Here is a 17,358-nt window from a genome sequence, read left to right as displayed (position 1 = left end):
AAAATTCGCACGACGGATCCGGCGGTGTCACACACGAACCGCCGAGAACGAACAACTGATTCACGGCAAGCGACACGGCCGGGGCTGTCGCGGCGGTCCTGCTCTGGGGCACCCTCGCCGAGGCGGCCCGTGCCCTCCCCGGACACGGGCCGCTCACCGGCTCACCCCCGCCCGGACGCCTCCGCGCACAGGGCGTCCACCGACGGAGCCCCGGGCAGCGCCCGCACCAGTGCGACGATCCGGTCGGGGTCCGGGACGCGCTGGAGCGCGTTGAGGCGGAACTTGGCCGCCAGCTCCTCGGCGGACAGCGGGTGGTCCGGCCCGCCGCGGTTGGCCGAGATCCGGGCCTGCCTGCGCGTCCCGTCCCGCAGCGTCGCGGTGAGGACCGCGGGGAACTGGCGGGGGAAGACCAGGTCGCACTCGGGGTCGGGTACGCACCTGACCTTGGCGGCCAGGGTCAGGCGTGCCGGGTCGAGGGCGGCCTCGTCGGTGAAGTCCTCGTGGAAGAGCCCCAGGCCGCCGCCGCCCAGCAGTGCCGCGGCCACGGTGTAGGGGCCGCTGAAGGCGGCGTGGTAGCCCGAACGCGGGTTGGCCTTCTCCGCGGCGGGTTCGCCGATGGTGCGCAGCACCGCTGAGGGCACGCCCAGTTCCAGATCGGTGACGTCCTCCGCCCTCACGCCCTCGGCGCGCAGCCGCAGGGCGGCGTCGACGCCGGCGTGGGTGAAGTGGTTGCAGGGGTAGGGCTTGAAGAAGATACCGGGCAGCTCCCACTCGGTGGTGAACCCCCTGATGACGTCGTGGGCCCGGCTGGAGTCGCCGCAGAACGCCTCCAGGAATCCGAAGCGGCCCTCCACGACGGTCGGTGGGCCGGTCAGGCCGTGCCGGGCCAGGTCCGCGGCCGAGACACCGGCGTGCGCGGCCCAGCCGCAGTGCACCCGCTTGATGGTGCCGCCGGTCCGGTTGGCCTCGATGATGCCCGATCCCATGCTGGCGGCGATCCCGGCGGCGTGGGCGACCCCGGCGGCGTCCAGGCCCTGGAGCAGGGCCGAGGCCGTCGCGGCGCCCACCGCTCCGCAGATGGCCGTGGCGTGCAGGCCGCGTTCGAAGAAGACCGAGTTGCCCAGCTTCTCGTCGTATCCGGCCATGCCCAGACGGACCGCGAGTTCGATGCCCAGGCCGGCGGCGTCCAGAAGTTGGGCGCCCGAGCGGCCGTGCGCCTGCGCACTGGCCAGGGCGGCGGGGATGACCGGAGCCGAGGGGTGCAGGACCGAGGGCAGATGGGTGTCGTCGAAGTCGAGGGCGTGGGCCAGGGTGCCGTTGACCAGCGCCGCGGACGGGGCGGGGTAGCGCGCCCCGCTGCCGAAGGCCGTCGCGGCCGGGGCGCCGCCCCATTCGGCGGCCACCGCCTCGGCGATGCGGGCGGGCTCCTGCTCGGCCGCGGCCAGGCTGTTGCCCAGCAGGTCCAGGACCCGGCGGGAGACGTCGGTGCGCAGGTCCGCGGGGAGCCCTTCGGTGTAGGCGGCGTGCGCGAGCTCCGCCGCGGTGACGATCACGCCGCTCACGCGCCCACCACCGCCAGGGGACGCACGGGCGAGCCGGTGCCGCCGAGGATCTTCAGCGGGCTCAGGACGAACACGAACTCCCCCACGGCCTCGCGCGAGAGGTCCTCCAGCATCATGTGCTCGATGATGTGGATGCCGTTCTCCACCAGCAGCACCCGGTGCACGGGCAGGACGCTGTGCCCCCTGCCCTCGGGGATCTGCTCGAAGGCGGTGGTGTCGGCGCCGGCGGCCGCCACCCCGCGCTCGGCCAGCCAGTGCCCGGCCTCCTCGGTCGGGCCCGGGACGCCGTCGGCCTGGCCCAGGTAGGCGGCGGCGTCGGCGAAGCGGGTGGCCCAGCCGGTACGGACGAGGGCGACGTCGCCCGGACCCGGTTCGGCGCCGCCGTGGGCGGCGGCCTTCTCCAGGTCGGCCGCGCTCACCCCGTAGCCGGGGTCCAGGCACGCGACACCGTAGGCGGCGGCCACGTCGAGCAGCACGCCCCGGCGCACGAGCGGCTCCATCCGGTCGATGCCGTGGTGCTCGAAGCGTCCGTTGACGGTGGCCTCGGCGGCGTCGATCCCGCCGTTGAGGCAGCCCAGGTGCGACACGTGCGAGAGCGCGTCGACGTGGGTGCCGACGTGTCCTCCGGTGATGATGAGCTCGTTGGCGGCCGAGCCGCCGTCGGGGCGCACCATGTCGCCGTGCCTGCGGATCAGTGTCATCCGGAAGCCGGGGTGGTTGGGCGAGGAGGGCATGCCGGTGAACAGCGGCTGGGCCAGGTCGATGGTGCGGACTCCGCGGCGGACCGCCGCCAGGAGTGGGTCTGTCATGGGGTCTTTCCCTTGTGGTCGGGGGCGGTGCCGGGTGCGGAGGCGAGGACGGCGCGCGCCGCCTGCACGACGGCGGGGTCGACGAAGCGTCCGTCGGTGGTCAGGAAGGCGCTGGAGCCGCGGGTGCCGGCGGCCTCAAGGCCGGCCAGGAGTTCGGCCGCCTCGCGGCGTTCGCGTGCGCTGGGCGTGTAGGCGGCGTGCACCGCCGGTATCTGTCGGGGGTGGATGACGGAGCGGCCGAAGAACCCCATCGCCCGGCCGTGCTCGCTGGAGGCGCGCAGCCCGTCCTCGTCGGCGACGTCGGCGTAGACGCTCTGGACCGGGCTGGGCAGGTCGGCCGCCCGCGCGGCGTTGACCACCCGGGAGCGCGCCCAGTCCAGGGCGGTGTCGTCGTTGGTGCGCAGGCTCGCGCGCAGGTCGGCCTCGCCCAGGGAGACGCCGGCCACGTGCGGGTGCGCCGTGGCGATGGCGAAGGCGTTCTCGACTCCCAGGGCGCTCTCCAGCAGTACGTGGACCGGTACGGGCCCGCCCGAGCCGGCCAGGGCGTCCACCGCCCGGAGTACCTGGTCGGCGGATTCGACCTTGGGCAGGCGCACGCCCGCCACGGGTACGCGTGCCAGGGCCCGCAGGTCGTGCAAGCCCCAGGGGCCGGCCAGGTCGTTGACCCGCACGTGGAGGGGGCGCCGGGCTCGCGCGACCAGTTCCAGCACGGAGGCGCGCGCCGACTCCTTGGCGGCGGCGTGCACGGCGTCCTCCAGGTCGACGACGACCGCTTCGGCTTCGCCCGCCAGTGCCTTCTCCACCCGGTCGGGCCGGGTGGCGGGCACGTAGAGCCAGCTGCGCGGTGGGCGCGCACGCGTTCCGGGGCCGTTCAACGCCGCTTCCCGGTGATGCGCGCGACCGCCTCGGACCCGACGCCGAACCGGGTGAGCACCTCGGCGGTGTCGACGCCCTGGGCCGGGCCGGTGGTGTGGATCGCGCCGGGCGTCTCCGAGAGGCGAAAGAGCACGTTCTGCATCCTCAGCGGGCCCAGTTCGGGGTCCTCGACGGTGGTGATGGTCTCCCGTGCCTGGAACTGGGGGTCCTGGAACACGTCCCGGACGTCGTAGACGGGGGCGACCGCCGCCTGGGCCTCCTCGAAGGCGGCGACCACCTCGGCGCGGTCGCGCTGGGCGATCCACCCTCCGACCGCCTCGTCCAGTTCGTCGGCGTGCAGGGCGCGTTCGGCTCCGGAGGCGAACCAGGGCTCGTCGATCAGTTCGGGCCGCCCCACCAGGCGCATCACCCGCTCGGCGATGCTCTGGGCGCTGGTGGAGACGGCCACCCAGCCCCCGTCCGCGGTGCGGTAGGTGTTGCGGGGGGCGTTGTTGGAGGAGCGGTTGCCCAGGCGCGGCTGGACGGTGCCCAACTGGTCGTAGACGGTGGGCTGGGGTCCCAGGACGGTGAGGATCGGCTCGGTGATGGCCAGGTCGATCACCTGGCCGCGTCCGGTGTGCGTGCGGGCGTGCACCGCGGTCATGACCGCGTAGGCCGTGGTGAGCGCGGCGATGCCGTCCGCGAGCCCGAAGGGGGGCAGGGTCGGCGGACCGCCGGGTTCTCCGGTGATGGCCGCGAAGCCGCTCATAGCCTCGGCGAGGGTGCCGAACCCCGGGCGTTTGGCGTAGGGACCGAACTGGCCGAACCCGGTGACGCGGGCCAGGATGAGGCGCGGGTTGATCTGTGAGAGCACGTCGTAGCCCAGGCCCCAGCGCTCCAGGGTCCCGGGACGGAAGTTCTCGATGACGACGTCGGCTCCGGCGACCATCTGCTTGAACGCCTCGCGGCCTTCCTCCGACCCGAGGTAGAGGTCGACCGACTTCTTGTTGCGGCCGAGCATCTTCCACCACAGGCCGACGCCGTCCTTGGCCGCGCCGTGGGTGCGCACCGGGTCGCCCCTGTCGGGGTGTTCGACCTTGACCACCTCGGCGCCGAAGTCGCCGAGCATGGTGGCCGCCATGGGCCCGGCGAACAGGGTGGCGATGTCCAGCACCACGAGGTCGTTCAGCGCCCCCGGGGCAGGAGGGGGGTTCGGTCCGGCGCGGCCGGTGTCGGAACTGTCCACCATGGTGGTCCTCATTCGTTCGTAAGCGGTTCCGGAGAGCTCCCGGGAGGAGGCCTTCGGGCGGTCAGGGTGACGGGGTTCGCCGTGGTTCCGCGGGTGCCGGGGACACGGCCCGCGGCCTTGGCTTCACTGACGGCGGAAGCCGCCTCCTCGTTTCACTCACAGAAACATGATTCCACTTATCAAGCCATGCCGCAATGCGTGCCATGAGACGGCACACTCTAGGACAGCGACAGTGAACAGGCATACCCCAGGAAGCCTTGACGCTCCGGTGCGGCTGATGACATCTTCAACCGACAAGGTACTGTTCCTTCAAGCGAAACACTGATCCAATCAAGTGCCGAAAGGTAGGGCATGCGAAAACTCATCGGAGCGGCGGCCGCCGCGGGCGCGTGGACACCGGCCCCGGGCGGGCGCGCGGGAGTGCGCCCGTGAACCCGGCCGAGCACCCGCAGGAGGCGGCCGTGGACCTGGTCGTGGCCGGGGCCGGCGGAGGGCTCGCGGGCGCGCTGCGCGCGGCCGAGGCCGGGCTGGACGTCCTGGTGGTCGAGGCCAGCGAGGCGTTCCGCCGCGGCAACAACACCTCCATGTCCACCGCGATGATCCCCGGAGCCGGGACCCGCTGGCAGCGGGCCGCCGGTGTCGAGGACTCCGCGGACACCTTCCTCGCCGACGTGGCGGCCAAGACGCACGGCGAGGCCGATCCGGTACTGGCCGGCGCCCTGACCTCCTTCAGCGCCGAACTCGTCACCTGGCTCGCCGACGGATTCGACCTGCCTGTGGAACTGGCCGCCGACATCGCCTACCCCGGCCACTCGGTGACGCGCTGCCACACCGTCCCCTCCCGCACCGGGGCGGAACTGCTGGACCACCTGGTGGCCCGGGCACGGAGGCATCCGCGCATCGACTTCCTCATGCCGGCCCGTCTGGTGGGGGTCGGAACACACGGGGGCCGGGTCCGTACGGCGGTCGCCGAGTACCCCGACGGATCAACGGAGGAGATCCCCACCCGTGCGCTGCTGCTGGCGTGCAACGGTTACGGGGCCGACAGCCGTGCGGTCCAGGACCTGATGCCCGAGATCGCCGGCGCCGTCTACCACGGCGGCGAGCACTCCCGCGGCGACGCCCTGCGCATCGGCGCGGACCTGGGCGCGGCGACCGGCTACCTGGACGCCTACCAGGGGCACGCGGCCCTGGCACGCGGCGCCGGCACCCTCGTCGGCTGGGCGACGGTCATGCACGGCGGCGTGCTGGTCAACGCCGGGGGCCACCGCTTCGGGAACGAGACCGTGGGCTACTCCGAGTACGCGGCGATCCTCGCCGCCCAGCCCGGATCCACCGGCTGGATCGTCTTCGACGAGCGGGTGCACGAGCTGTGCCTGGCCTTCGGGGACTACCGCGACACCGTGGAGCAGGGCGTGGTCCTCTCGGCAGAGGACCTGCCCGGGCTCGCCCGGACCTGCGGACTCCCCGCCGGCCCGCTCGCCGAGACCCTGGACCGGGCCGCCCGCGGTGCGGCCGGGACCGCTTCCGACGAGTTCGGCCGCCTGAGCTGGGAGGCGCCGCTGCGCGCCCCCTACCGGGCGGTGCGCGTCGAGCCCGCGCTCTTCCACACCCAGGGGGGTCTGGCCGTGGACGGCAGTGCCCGGGTGCTGCGCGAGGACGGCTCGCCCATCGCCGGACTGTACGCGTCCGGCGGCGCGGCCATCGGCATCTCCGGCCACGGGGCGGGCGGCTACCTGGCGGGCAACGGCCTCCTGCCGGCCCTGGGCCTGGCCGTGCTCGCGGCCGACCACTGCCGGGGGTCCTCCCCGGCGCGAGAGAGTTCCTGAGAGGGGATCAGCGTGTCCGACTTCGAGTTCGACTCGATCATCAAGAACGTCAGAGTGGTGCGCCCCGACACCGACACGGTGGAGGAGGGCGACATCGCCGTGGCCGGGGGCCAGGTGGCGCAGGTCGCGCCCGGCATCGACGCCTCCCTCGCCCCCGAGGTCGTGGACGGCGGCGGCCGGCTGGCCTTCCCCGGCGCGGTGGACGGCCACCAGCACTGGGGAATCTACAACCCCCTGGACGTGGACACCCGCACGGAGAGCCGCGCCGCGGCCCAGGGCGGGGTGACCACCGGTCTGACCTACATCCGCACCGGCCAGTACTACCTGAACAGGGGCGGCGACTACGCGGACTTCTTCCCCGAGGTGCTCTCCCTCGCCGAGGGCCGCGCGCACATCGACTACGCCTTCCACGTCGCGCCGATGCAGCGCAGCCACCTGGAGGAACTCGACGCGCTGGTCGACGACTTCGGTGTCACCTCCTTCAAGATCTTCATGTTCTACGGCGGCCACGGGCTGCACGGGCGCTCGGACGACCAGGCCTCGTTCCTGATGACCCCGCCCGGGGAGCGCTACGACATCGCCCACTTCGAGTTCGTCATGCGCGCGCTCCAGGGCGTGCGCGAGCGCCATCCCCGGATCGCCGACCGGCTCTCGCTGTCGCTGCACTGCGAGACGGCCGAGATCATGTCCGCCTACACCCGGATGGTGCAGGAGGAGGGCGAACTGAGCGGCCTGGCCGCCTACAGCGCCTCCCGGCCGCCGCACTCCGAGGGCCTGGCGGTCACCATCGCCTCCTACCTGGCGCACGCCACGGGCCTGCCCACGATCAACCTGCTGCACCTGACCTCGGCCGAGGCCATGGAGGCGGCGATGACCATGGCCCGGACCTTCCCCCACATCGACTTCCGGCGCGAGGTGACCCTGGGCCACCTGCTGACCGACATCGACACCGGCCACCCCGTCGGCGGCAAGGTCAACCCGCCGCTGCGCCCGCGCGCCGACGTCGAGGCGTTGTGGGAGCACGTGCTGGCCGGCGACGTCGACTGGGTCGTCAGCGACCACGCCTGCTGCAAGGAGGAGATGAAGTTCGGCGCCGACCGCGACGACGTCTTCCTCTCCAAGTCCGGATTCGGGGGCGCGGAGTACCTGCTCCCCGGGCTCTTCTCCGAGGGGCGCCGCCGCGGCCTGTCCGAGACGGACGTCGCGCGGCTGGTCTCGTGGAATCCGGCGCAGCGCTACGGGCTCCGGGACAAGGGCACCATCGCGCCCGGCTACGACGCCGACATCGCGCTGCTGGACCCGGACGCCTCCTGGACGGTGCGGGCCCGCGACTCGGAGTCCGTCCAGGAGTACTCCCCCTTCGAGGGCGCCGAGATCAGCGCCTCGGTCACCGACGTGTTCCTGCGCGGCGCCCGGATCGTGGAGGCCGGCAAGGTCGTGGGCGAGCCCCGGGGCCTCTACGTCAGGCGGGGCTGAGCCGGGCGGCCCGGCCGCGTGCCCTCGGGGCGCGCGGAAGGGCCGCCGCGCGTTCCCCGGCCCTTCCGCCTCGGAGAGGCCCGGGGAACGCGCTCCCCCACCGGGGGAAGGAAGGGCCGCGCCCCCGCGCGGGGCGGACCACCGGCGCGGGGGCGCGATCGTGCGCCGGAGCCGCTCAGGCGCGGGAGACGAGCATCGAGCTCACCCTCAGGTAGTCCCGGGCGCTCGCCGGGTCCGCGGCGGTGCGGCTCAGCTCCTCGTGGTTCCTCCGGCGCTGGTCCGCCGACTTCTGCTGCAGGTTCTCCCAGTTGCGGTGGGTGGCCGTGCGCACCAGGTTGAGGGCGGCGTCGCGGCGGCGTCCGGAGTAGCCGTCCGCGGGGGAGGTGTCGCCGCCGATGGCCGCCAGAACCGAGTGCGCGGCGTCCACGGCGTCGTGGATGCCGCTGTTCATCCCCATGCCGCCGAGCGGGTTGTTCAGGTGCGCGGCGTCGCCGGCCAGGAGGAAGGGCCCGTGTCGGAAGCCGTCGGCCACGCGCTGGTGCACGTGGTAGAGCGAGGTGTGGGCCACCGTGTACCCCCCGGGGTTGGGGGCCAGCGCCCGCAGGCGGTCCTGGACGGCCCCGGGCGCGGTCACGGAGGCGGTGTCGGCGGCGTCGGGGACCGGGAACAGCACGCGCCAGTGCCGCGGGGTGCGCAGCAGGACCAGCCACTCCTCGGGGTCGGAGACGTAGTTGACCTCGCAGATCCCGGGAATGAGCGCGGACAGGTCGTCCTCGACCGAGACGATGAGGAAGCGCTCGGGATAGGTCATGCCGGGAAAGTCCACACCCAGGCACTTGCGGACGGTACTGCTCGCACCGTCCGCCGCGAGGACCCAGGGCGCGCGCCACTCGCGCGGCCGCTCCCCGCCGGTGCGCACCACGGCGAGACCGTCCTCGCGGCGGGCCGACTCCACGCGCGCGCCCAGGACGATCTCCACGTTGGGCATCGTCGTGAGCCTGCGGTGGATGATGTCGACCAGGTTCTGCTGTTCGCTCTGCAACCGGTAGGGGAAGGCCGTGTCACCGTCGAGCACGGACAGGTCGAACTCGGCCACCAGACCCTCGTGGCGGTCGCGGTACTGGTAGGAGCGCGAGATCAGGCCGCGCCGGTGCAGCTCCTCGCCGACGCCGAGATCATCCAGCATCTGCAGTGTGGGCGGGTGGAAGGTGGAGGCACGGGACTCGGCGAGGTCGCGGTCCAGGGAGGCGTCCGCCTCCAGGACGGTGACCTCGCATCCGGCCTGGGCCAGGATGAGCGCGGCGGTCGCGCCGACCGGGCCGAGGCCGACGACCACGACGGGGACGCCTGGTGTGCGGGGGGTGGAAGAGTCGGTGCTCACTCGATTCCCTTTCCTGTGTGCTCTCACAATGCAGGAATCGAATTCCGTCTACTGAGAAAGTACCGCCCACGCCGCCCGGCGTCAAAGCAACCGGTCGATCGCACCGCTCACCTCGGCCGCGCCTTCGCGGACCAGGGCGATGACGCGTTCCCGCTCACCCTGGTCCAGGCGGAACAGTGGCCCCGCCACGCCGACGGAGGCGACCAGGCGCCCCTGCTCGCGCACCGCCGCCGCGACCCCCCAGATCCCCTCGTCCACCTCCTCGAAGCTCTGCGTCCAGCCCTCCTCGGCCACCAGCGCGAGCTCCCCCTCGGTCGGGAGGCGCCGGTCGGCGCCGGGAGGGCGCACCGCCTCCTCGGCCAGGCGCGCGAGGTAGTCGGCGCGCTCGCGCTCGGGCATGCCCGCCAGCAGCACGCGCGAGGCCGAGCCCCGGTGCAGCGCCATCGGCTGGCCGGGGTCGAACTGCAACCGGACCGGATGCGGCGATTCGGCCCGGTCCACGCACACCGCGGCCGTGTTGTTCCTCTTGACCAGCAGCGCGGTCTCACCGGCCTGTGCGGCGAGCCGCTCCAGGACCGGGCGCGCCAGGCGCTCCACGCCTCCCCACGCGGCACGCGCCGAGCGGGCCATGCCGATGGCCCTGAAGGTCAACCGGTAGCTCCCCGCGGCCTCGGCCTCCTCCAGCAGGCCGCTGTCGCGCAACACCGACAGATAGCGGTACGTCGAGCTCAGCGGCGCCTCGATCGCCTCGGCGAGTTCGGCCGTGGTCAGGGTGTGGCGCCTCTCGTCGAAGGCCAGGAGCAGGCCCAGTACCTTGCGCGAGCTCTCCGCGCCGCTCCGACGTTCCGCTGCCGCCATGACCACTCCCTTGACGAGGGTTCCACCCACCGCTTATCGTCTATCAACTATTAAAAATCATGCTCTCACAATGTAGTAATTGGCGCAATCTGAGCGGGTCCGACTCCCTCGGTCCGCTCCCCGACCGAGGGAACGCACAGTGATCCGACACGTTCTGCTCCTGCGGTGGACGGCCGAGGCGACCACCGCCCAGCGGGAGGCCGCGCTCCGGGGCTTCCACGAGCTCAGCGACAGCGTCCCCCAGATCCGGTCGCTGGCCGCGCGGCCGGACGCCGGCCTGGCCGAGGGCAACGCCGACCTCCTGGTCACCATGGACTTCGCCGACGCCGACGCCTGGCGCGCCTACCAGGAGCACCCCGCCCACCGCGCACTGATCGAGACCGTGCTGCGCCCGATCCTGGCCCGGCGCGACGCCGTCCAGGTGGCGCTGCCGTGACCGGGCCCCGGGGCGCCGCCGCCCGGGAGGCGGCCACAGCGGACCACACCCGCGCGGGGTTCTTCGGAGAGCTGGCCCCGCCGCGCCGCCCGGCCCTGCTCGTGGTCGACCTGGTCAACGCCTACCTCGACCCCCTCTCCCCCCTCTACGCCGGGGACGAGGACATCGTCGACCGCGTCGCCGGACTCGCCGAGACCACCCGCTCGGCAGGCCTGCCCGTGGTCTTCACCTATGTCGGCTACCGCTCCGACGGGCGCGACGGCGGCCTGTTCTACCGCAAGGTCCCCGCGCTGGAACTCTTCGCCGAGGGCGCCGACCCCCGCCACGGTGAGCCGCCCGAGCCGCTGCGGCCCCGGCCCGAGGACATCACCCTCACCAAGCAGTACCCCAGCGCCTTCTTCGGCACGGCGCTGGCCTCCACACTGCACGCGCTGGGCTCCGACGGCGCGGTGGTCACCGGGACCAGCACCAGCGGCTGCGTGCGGGCCACCGCCGTGGACGCGCTGTGCCACGGGCTGAGCCCGGTCGTGGTGACCGACGCGGTGGGCGACCGCGACCCCGGTGCGCACCAGGCGAACCTGTTCGACCTGGGCGCCAAGTACGCAGAGCTGCTCACCACCCGGGAGGCCACCGAGTGGCTGGAGGGTCTGCGATGACTCCCGGACACGGCTCAGCGGGGACGCGCCTGCGCACCCTCCTCCACGCCGGGGACACCGGCCCCCTCCTGGCCCCCGGATGCTTCGACGCGCTCTCGGCACGCCTGGTGGAGGAGGCGGGATTCCGCGTCGCACACGTCTCCGGGGCCGCCGTCTCGGCCGTGTCACTGGGCCTGCCCGACCTCGGTTTCGTGGGCGCCACCGACATGGTCGAGGCCGTGTCCCGCATCTCCGCGGCGGCCTCCGTCCCGCTCATCGCCGACGCCGACGCCGGGTACGGGGGGCCGGCGCAGACCGCGCGCACCGTCCACCGCTACGAACTCGCCGGCGCGGCCGCCCTGCACGTCGAGGACCAGGTGCTGCCCAAGCGCTGCGGGCACATGGCGGGCAAGGCGATCGTTCCCATGGCCGAGGCCGTGGCCCGCGTGGAGGCCGCCGTCGGGGCGCGGCGCGACATCGTGGTGATCGCCCGCACCGACGCGCTCTCGGTCGCCGGAGCCGACGAGGCGGTCCGCAGGGCCGGTGCCTTCGCCGCGTGCGGCGCCGACGCGGTGTTCGTCGAAGGTGCGCTCGACCAGGCGACCGCCGACCGGGTGCGCGCCGCCGCGCCCGGCCTCCCACTGGTGCTCAACGCCTCCGAGAGCGGCACGGCCGACCCCGCGCCGGCCGGAGCCCACGCCGCCCTGGGCGCCCGGGTGGTCCTCTCCCCCGTCGCGCCCCTGCTGGCCGCGGCCCGTGCCATGCGCGCCACCCTGCACACCCTGCGCACCACGGGCTCGGCCGCCGGGAGCACCCGCATGCCCTGGGACGAGCTCACCGACCTGCTGGGCCTGCCCGAGTGCGCCTCGCTGGAGGAGCGCCTCGCCCCGCGGCCGCCCGGCCCCTTCGACACGACCAGGAGTTGACGTGACCACCGTTCTCGCACCCCGCGCCGCGTTCGGCGTCATCGTGCCCTCGACGAACACCGTCGTCGAGGACGAGTACAACCGCATCCGCCCCGAAGGCGTCTCCTACCACGCCGGCCGTATCCTCATCGAGAACGGCCGGCTCGACGACGACGACGTGTTCGAGCGCTTCCTGCAGAACCTGCGCGGCCAGGTCGAGAGCGCGATCGCCTCCGTGATGACCTGCCGTCCCGACCACCTGGTCATGGGAATGTCCGCGGAGACCTTCTGGGGCGGGGCCGAGGGCAACGCCCGCTTCGAGCAGTGGGTCCGTGACGCGTCGGGCCTGGAGGTCACCTCCGGCGCCGCGGCCTGCGACGCCGCGCTGAAGGCCGTGGGGGCACGGCGCATCGGCGTGATCACCCCCTACCAGAGTGTCGCCGACGAGGAGGTCCGGCGCTTCTTCACCGAGATCGGCTACGACGTCGCGGCCGTCCACGGGCTCAAGTGCCCCTCGGCCACGGCCATCGCCGACGTCGCGCCCCACGAAGTGGAGGCCGCGTTCCGCACGGTCGACGTGGAGGGGGTGGACGCACTGGTCCAGGCCGGTACGAACCTTCCTGCGGTCGGGGTCGCCGACCGCCTGGAGCGCGAGATCGGCAAACCCGTCATCCCCATCAACGCGGCCACGGTGTGGCACGCCCTGCGCACCCGCGGGATCACCGACCCCGTCGACGGCGCCGGACGGCTGCTGCGCGAACTGTGAGCACCGGGCGCCCCACGGGCGCCGCTCCCCAGACCCCACCCAGGAAAGCGAGACGATGACCCTTCACCGTGTGGCGGCGGCACAGTTCTTCTCCGGAACGGACGTGGCCGCCAACCTCCAGCTGTGCGCCGACCACATCAGGCGCGCCGCCGACGCCGGCGCCCGGCTGGTGGTGCTGCCCGAGAACAGCAACCGGGTGCGCGACCACGCCGACCGCCGGCAGTGCTGGGAGCTCTCCGAGACGCTCGACGGCGCCTTCGTCAGCGGGCTGCGAGAGACAGCCCGGGAACGGGGGGTGTACGTCGCGGCCGGGGTGGACCTGCGCGGCGAGGCCGCCCCCGACGTCTACATCTGCTCGGTCCTCATCGGCCCCGACGGCGAGATCGTCGGCGTGCACCGCAAGCACGTGCTGTGGGACTACGAGTACACCCTCTTCGTCCCCGGGGACGAGCCCTACCAGGTCCATGAGACCGAGCTCGGCCGGATCGGGCTGCTGCTGTGCGCCGACGGCATCGTGCCCGACACCCCGCGGGCCCTGGCGCTGCTGGGGGCCCAGATCCTGTGCAACTCGCTGAACTCCCGGGGCCCCGACGAGTTCCGGGTGCACGTTCCGCTGCGCGCGATGGAGAACCGCGTCTTCCACGTGGCGGCCAACACCGTCGGCGGCCCCGCCGACGGCTGGCCGTGGATGGGCGGCAGCCAGATCGTCGCCCCGGACGGGACCCGCCTGGCCGACGCCGGCGAGCTGGAGCCGGGGATCGTCGTCGCCGACATCGATCCCGGCGAGGCCGACGACAAGGCAGTGTCCGGGATCGGGGACGTCTTCGCCTGGCGGCGCACCGACCTCTACGCGCCCCTGACCGCGCCGCTGGAGGCACTGCCGGTCGCGTCGATGTGCGGCCCCGCACCCCAGGAGATGCCGACCCGGCCGCTGCGTGTGGTCGCGCTCCAGGTCAGCCACTTCCCCAACACCGAGTGGACGGTCACCCGAGCGCTGGACCAGATCGCCTATGCCGGGCGGCGCGGTGCCGACCTGGGCGTACTGCCCGCCCTCTTCTGCTTCGCTCCGGGTGAGGAGGCCGCCGACCCGGCCGCCGCCGCGAAGCTGTCCGCACAGGTGCTGGAGCGTCTGGGCCGGGCCTGCGCCGAAGCGGGGGTGTGGGTGGTGGCCCACCTGGTCGAGGAGTCGGCGGCGGGGAGGTACCACTCCACCGCCTACCTCGTCGACGGCACCGGGCGGATCGCCCACACCTACCGCAAGACCCACCTGAACTCCGCGGAGCGGGAGTGGGCCGTACCCGGAGACCGGATCGACGTGGCCCGCACCGAGATCGGGACGATCGGCCTGATGGTCGGCGACGAGGTGTGGGTACCCGAGGTGGCGCGGCTGCTGACCCTGGCGGGCGCCGAGGTCATCGCCCACCCGGCCGACTGGCGTGTTCCCGAGGCCGCGCACGTGGCCGCGACCGAGCGCACGGAGGAGAACCGGGTGCACCTGGTCTCGTGCACCCGCCTGGACAGTCCGGCCGGTGTCGGCAGCCAGGTGCTGCGTGCCGACGAGTTCGCCCCCGGGCAGCCGATCGCGCTGATGCGCTATCCGACCGGGTACTGGTCGAGGCCCGGGTTCGAGGAGCAGCTGCTGGTCGACCTGGACCTGCGGGAGTCCCACAGCAAGGTGATGGGCCACCACCTGGACCCGGTGGCCACCCGCTCACCCGGTCTCTACGGGATGTTCCTCGGCTGAGGCGGGGCAGGACCGAACGGTCGGCGGGCGTTACCCGGAGTGATGCCCGCCGACCGTTTTCGCCGTACGGCCGGGGAAGGCGGAGATTCCGGGGGACAATCGGTTCTCACCACCGCCCACCGTCGTCGGCCCGGGCCATTCCAGGCGCGGTTCCCGGCTTGGAAAGCGGATTCCATTCGTTCCGTTTACTGAAACCGTGTTACCGGATATACTCCTCCTGATCCCCAGTGAATCCATGACACCGTTCCTCGTACAGGAATAGCGGCGGCGCGCGGACTCTGGTCCGCGCACCGCCGCGCCCCAGCTGTGGGACACTCCCATCCCGTACCCGCTGAGGAGCCCCCGCCATGCCCACCCAGCCTTCCCCGGCGCAGCCGCCGGTCGTCCGGCGCGACTCCGGTAGCCAGACCGTGGCCACCGTCGAGCGCGCCGCCGACGTCCTGGTCCTGTTCACCGAGTCGGACTCGCCCACGCTCGGCGTCACCGAGATCGCCGAGAACCTGGGTACCTCCAAGGCCGCCGTGCACCGGATCCTGGCCTCCCTGCGCTCGCGCCACCTGGTCCACCTGGACGAGGAGAGCCACCGCTACTCGCTGGGAACGACCGCCATGCGGCTGGGCGCGGCCTACCAGGAACGTGTGGACGTACGCCAGATCGCCGCCGCGGACCTGCGCGCGCTCTCCCGGCTGACGGGCGAGACCACCACCCTGTCCGTGCGCACCGGCGACGCCCGGGTCTACATCGACCAGGTCACCCCCCAGCGCGAGGTGATCATGGCCGTCTCCCTGGGGATCCGCTATCCGCTGCACGCGGGCAGTTCGTCCAAGGCGTTCCTGGCGTTCCTGCCCGAGGACGAGCGCGAGGCCTACCTGGAGCGCGAGCCGCTCGGCTCGCTGACGGGGGAGACCATGGTCGACGTCTACGAACTGCGCCGCGAGCTGGACCGGATCCGCACGGCGGGCTATGCGACGTCCTTCGGCGAGCGCCAGGCCGGAGCCGCCTCCACCGCGGCCCCGCTCCTGGACCACCGGGGCGAGCCCGTGGCGGTCATCAGCGTGTGCGGCCCCCGCGAGCGCTTCCTGGAGGAGGCCGACGCCTGCTCGCGGGCGCTGCTGGAGACCACCCGCAGGCTCTCCGAGCGCTTGGGCGCCCGCGCGTGACGGCGGGGCGGCGGGGGGGTCCCCGCCGCCCCGCCGCCGCGTGGCCGGTGCGTGCTCAGCGCGCGAGCGCCGCCTCCACGCGCGCGTCCTGGTCCAGGACCGCGCCGAAGACGCGCCGCACGAACGCGGCGCGCTCGGCCCGGATCCGCTCCAGGAGCTCCCCGTCGGGGTGCAGCTCCTCGATCACCTCCGGATCCACTGTGCCCTTCTCGGCCAGCAGGTGCTCCAGGATCATGTTGCGGTCACGCAGGATCCACACCTCCGAGGCGAGCTCGGTCACCATACGGGCGATGTCGTCCAGCCGTTTGGAGTCCAGGTAGTGGTCGGTCTTGCTCATGGGACGTCCTCTTTCGTGTCCGGACGCCGGCGGGCGCCCGCATGCGGACCCGGTCGGTCCGGGGTCAGGTCTGCTCCGGCTTGCGCGCCCGGTTGACCCAGGGGTAGTTGCCCGGCCCCACCCCGTAGGCCTGGACGTCGGTGAAGCCGATCTCCTTGAGCAGCCCGGGCACGTCGAGCTGCAGGGCCGAGCGCCAGTAGGGCTCGCCGCGGTTCTCGGTCTCCCAGTCCAGGACGACGGCGCGGAACGCCTCCTGGTGCTCGTAGGGGGCCACGTCGCCGATGACGAGGTCGCCGCCCGGCTCCAGGACCCGGAACATCTCGCGCAGGATCGCCTCGGTCGCCTTGGGCGGCGTCTCGTGGAACAGGATGTAGGCGGCGACCAGGTCCACGGAGGCGTCGGGCAGCCCGGTGTCCTCGGCAGCGGCCTGGATCAGCTCCCAGTCCAGGCCCCTCTCGGCCGCGGTGGCGTGCGCGTAGCGCAGCATCTGGGTGGACAGCTCCACCCCCGTGATCCGGGCGTCGGGGAAGACCTTGCTGAGGGAGAGGGCGAAGCGGCCGGTGCCCAGACCCGGCTCGAGGACCCTGCGGTAGTCGCGCCGGGGCGCCTCCATCGCCAACAGGGTGCGCTGGTCGTTGAGGTCCTGGCCGGTGCGTACCGCGCCCACGCCCCCGGGCTTGAGGACGTACTGGTAGCCGAAGTCCTGGGTGATGACCCCCATCAGGTCGTGGCCGTCCCACCCGCCGGGGGTGAGGTGGAAGCCGTTCTCCCAGTAGGAGGGGGGTTTGACGCCGGGGTTCAGGGTGAGGCTGCCGGGGGCCTCGGACACGTCCAGCCACTCCTCGATGGACGGACGCACCTCCTCTGCGGCGGGAATCGCCCGTACGTAGATCTCCTCGGCCACGTAGCGGGTGAAGAGCCGGTCGAAGCGCCAGGCGCTGTTGTCGGCGAGGGTCCGGGTGACGGAGTCGCGGCGCTCCCTGAGCTTGGTCGGGGGCTCGGGGACGGCTGCCGCGTAGGCGGCCGCGGCCTGCTTCTGGAGCACGCCCCCGGCATACCCCTGGAGTGATCCCAGGAACTCCATCCCTGCACGGCCCCGGTGGCGGATGGGCACGTCCATCAGCGCTCCTCTCTTGTTCCACTCAGTGGAACAGCATTCCAGCCAATCGCGTACCTACACCTTATCCGTCGCAGGTCGGGTGTCAATGGTCTTTTTCTCCCTCTTGACGCCTGACATGCCTTGTGTCCATTATTAATGGAACGCCTTTCCATCAGAGGAAACAAAGGCTGTTCACGTTAAGCCGCGTGAAACCCCGTCACCATGAGTGACGAAATTTTCCGGCAGGGGTCCGCGCC

Annotated in this window: 16 protein-coding genes; 8 read left to right on the top strand and 8 right to left on the bottom strand. The window is 72.8% G+C overall.

The window, feature by feature from the left end:
* Positions 1-161: 161 nt before the first annotated feature.
* The 4 genes from FYX01_RS13370 to FYX01_RS13355 are packed head-to-tail and all read right to left on the bottom strand — an operon-like array spanning position 162 to position 4,475.
* The gene (locus FYX01_RS13370; protein ID WP_150241114.1) at positions 162-1,562 is read right to left on the bottom strand and encodes an MmgE/PrpD family protein; all 1,401 of its coding nucleotides are present in this window, start codon (positions 1,560-1,562) and stop codon (positions 162-164) included.
* Positions 1,559-2,371 carry a cyclase family protein gene (locus FYX01_RS13365; protein WP_150241112.1) on the bottom strand — a complete coding sequence of 271 codons (813 nt, stop codon included), beginning with the start codon at positions 2,369-2,371 and terminating at the stop codon, positions 1,559-1,561. Before FYX01_RS13365 ends, FYX01_RS13370 begins: the two co-directional genes overlap by 4 nt.
* A complete protein-coding gene (locus FYX01_RS13360; RefSeq protein WP_150241110.1) occupies positions 2,368-3,246 on the bottom strand; it encodes an HpcH/HpaI aldolase/citrate lyase family protein in 879 nt (292 codons plus the stop codon). The genes FYX01_RS13365 and FYX01_RS13360 overlap by 4 nt, the downstream gene beginning before the upstream one ends.
* Positions 3,243-4,475, bottom strand: a complete 1,233-nt coding sequence (locus FYX01_RS13355) for a CaiB/BaiF CoA transferase family protein (protein ID WP_150241108.1) — start codon at positions 4,473-4,475, stop codon at positions 3,243-3,245. Before FYX01_RS13355 ends, FYX01_RS13360 begins: the two co-directional genes overlap by 4 nt.
* A gap of 428 nt (positions 4,476-4,903) precedes the next feature.
* Here FYX01_RS13355 and FYX01_RS13350 point away from each other — a divergent pair, with 428 nt between their 5' ends.
* Positions 4,904-6,304 (top strand): FAD-dependent oxidoreductase, encoded by a 1,401-nt coding sequence (locus FYX01_RS13350; RefSeq protein ID WP_223830436.1) that lies wholly within the window; start codon positions 4,904-4,906, stop codon positions 6,302-6,304.
* A 12-nt stretch (positions 6,305-6,316) separates the two neighbouring features.
* The gene (locus FYX01_RS13345; protein WP_150241106.1) at positions 6,317-7,780 is read left to right on the top strand and encodes a dihydroorotase; all 1,464 of its coding nucleotides are present in this window, start codon (positions 6,317-6,319) and stop codon (positions 7,778-7,780) included.
* A 175-nt stretch (positions 7,781-7,955) separates the two neighbouring features.
* Here FYX01_RS13345 and FYX01_RS13340 read toward each other — a convergent pair whose 3' ends face one another.
* Together FYX01_RS13340 and FYX01_RS13335 are read right to left on the bottom strand one after the other, a co-directional pair.
* The gene (locus FYX01_RS13340) at positions 7,956-9,161 is read right to left on the bottom strand and encodes an FAD-dependent oxidoreductase (protein ID WP_150241104.1); all 1,206 of its coding nucleotides are present in this window, start codon (positions 9,159-9,161) and stop codon (positions 7,956-7,958) included.
* An 81-nt stretch (positions 9,162-9,242) separates the two neighbouring features.
* Positions 9,243-10,019, bottom strand: coding sequence for an IclR family transcriptional regulator (locus tag FYX01_RS13335; RefSeq protein ID WP_150241101.1), 777 nt, complete (start codon positions 10,017-10,019; stop codon positions 9,243-9,245).
* A gap of 139 nt (positions 10,020-10,158) precedes the next feature.
* Between FYX01_RS13335 and FYX01_RS13330 the strand changes: the two genes are divergently transcribed.
* The 6 genes from FYX01_RS13330 to FYX01_RS13305 all read left to right on the top strand — a co-directional run bounded on the left by FYX01_RS13330 (position 10,159) and on the right by FYX01_RS13305 (position 15,665).
* Positions 10,159-10,455 (top strand): Dabb family protein, encoded by a 297-nt coding sequence (locus FYX01_RS13330; protein ID WP_190394308.1) that lies wholly within the window; start codon positions 10,159-10,161, stop codon positions 10,453-10,455.
* Entirely contained in the window at positions 10,452-11,111 is a 660-nt protein-coding gene (locus FYX01_RS13325) for an isochorismatase family protein (RefSeq protein WP_150241098.1), read from the top strand. Before FYX01_RS13330 ends, FYX01_RS13325 begins: the two co-directional genes overlap by 4 nt.
* Positions 11,108-12,016 (top strand): isocitrate lyase/PEP mutase family protein, encoded by a 909-nt coding sequence (locus FYX01_RS13320; protein WP_150241096.1) that lies wholly within the window; start codon positions 11,108-11,110, stop codon positions 12,014-12,016. The genes FYX01_RS13325 and FYX01_RS13320 overlap by 4 nt, the downstream gene beginning before the upstream one ends.
* Before the next feature lies 1 nt (position 12,017).
* Positions 12,018-12,761: a maleate cis-trans isomerase family protein gene (locus FYX01_RS13315; RefSeq protein ID WP_150241093.1), complete on the top strand. Its 744-nt coding sequence runs from the start codon at positions 12,018-12,020 to the stop codon at positions 12,759-12,761.
* A gap of 55 nt (positions 12,762-12,816) precedes the next feature.
* Positions 12,817-14,505 (top strand): carbon-nitrogen hydrolase family protein, encoded by a 1,689-nt coding sequence (locus FYX01_RS13310; RefSeq protein WP_150241091.1) that lies wholly within the window; start codon positions 12,817-12,819, stop codon positions 14,503-14,505.
* Between the two features lie 347 nt (positions 14,506-14,852).
* Positions 14,853-15,665: an IclR family transcriptional regulator gene (locus FYX01_RS13305; protein ID WP_150241089.1), complete on the top strand. Its 813-nt coding sequence runs from the start codon at positions 14,853-14,855 to the stop codon at positions 15,663-15,665.
* A gap of 55 nt (positions 15,666-15,720) precedes the next feature.
* Here the strand turns inward: FYX01_RS13305 and FYX01_RS13300 are convergent, their stop codons facing one another.
* Together FYX01_RS13300 and FYX01_RS13295 are read right to left on the bottom strand one after the other, a co-directional pair.
* On the bottom strand, positions 15,721-16,002 hold the full coding sequence (locus tag FYX01_RS13300; protein WP_150241087.1) for a hypothetical protein: 282 nt from the start codon (positions 16,000-16,002) through the stop codon (positions 15,721-15,723).
* A 64-nt stretch (positions 16,003-16,066) separates the two neighbouring features.
* A complete protein-coding gene (locus FYX01_RS13295; protein WP_150241085.1) occupies positions 16,067-17,122 on the bottom strand; it encodes a class I SAM-dependent methyltransferase in 1,056 nt (351 codons plus the stop codon).
* Positions 17,123-17,358: the final 236 nt, after the last annotated feature.

It is taken from the genome of Nocardiopsis quinghaiensis (genome assembly GCF_008638365.1).
GTDB classification, from domain to species: domain Bacteria; phylum Actinomycetota; class Actinomycetes; order Streptosporangiales; family Streptosporangiaceae; genus Nocardiopsis; species Nocardiopsis quinghaiensis.
This window is presented reverse-complemented; position numbering and strand designations above follow the sequence as displayed.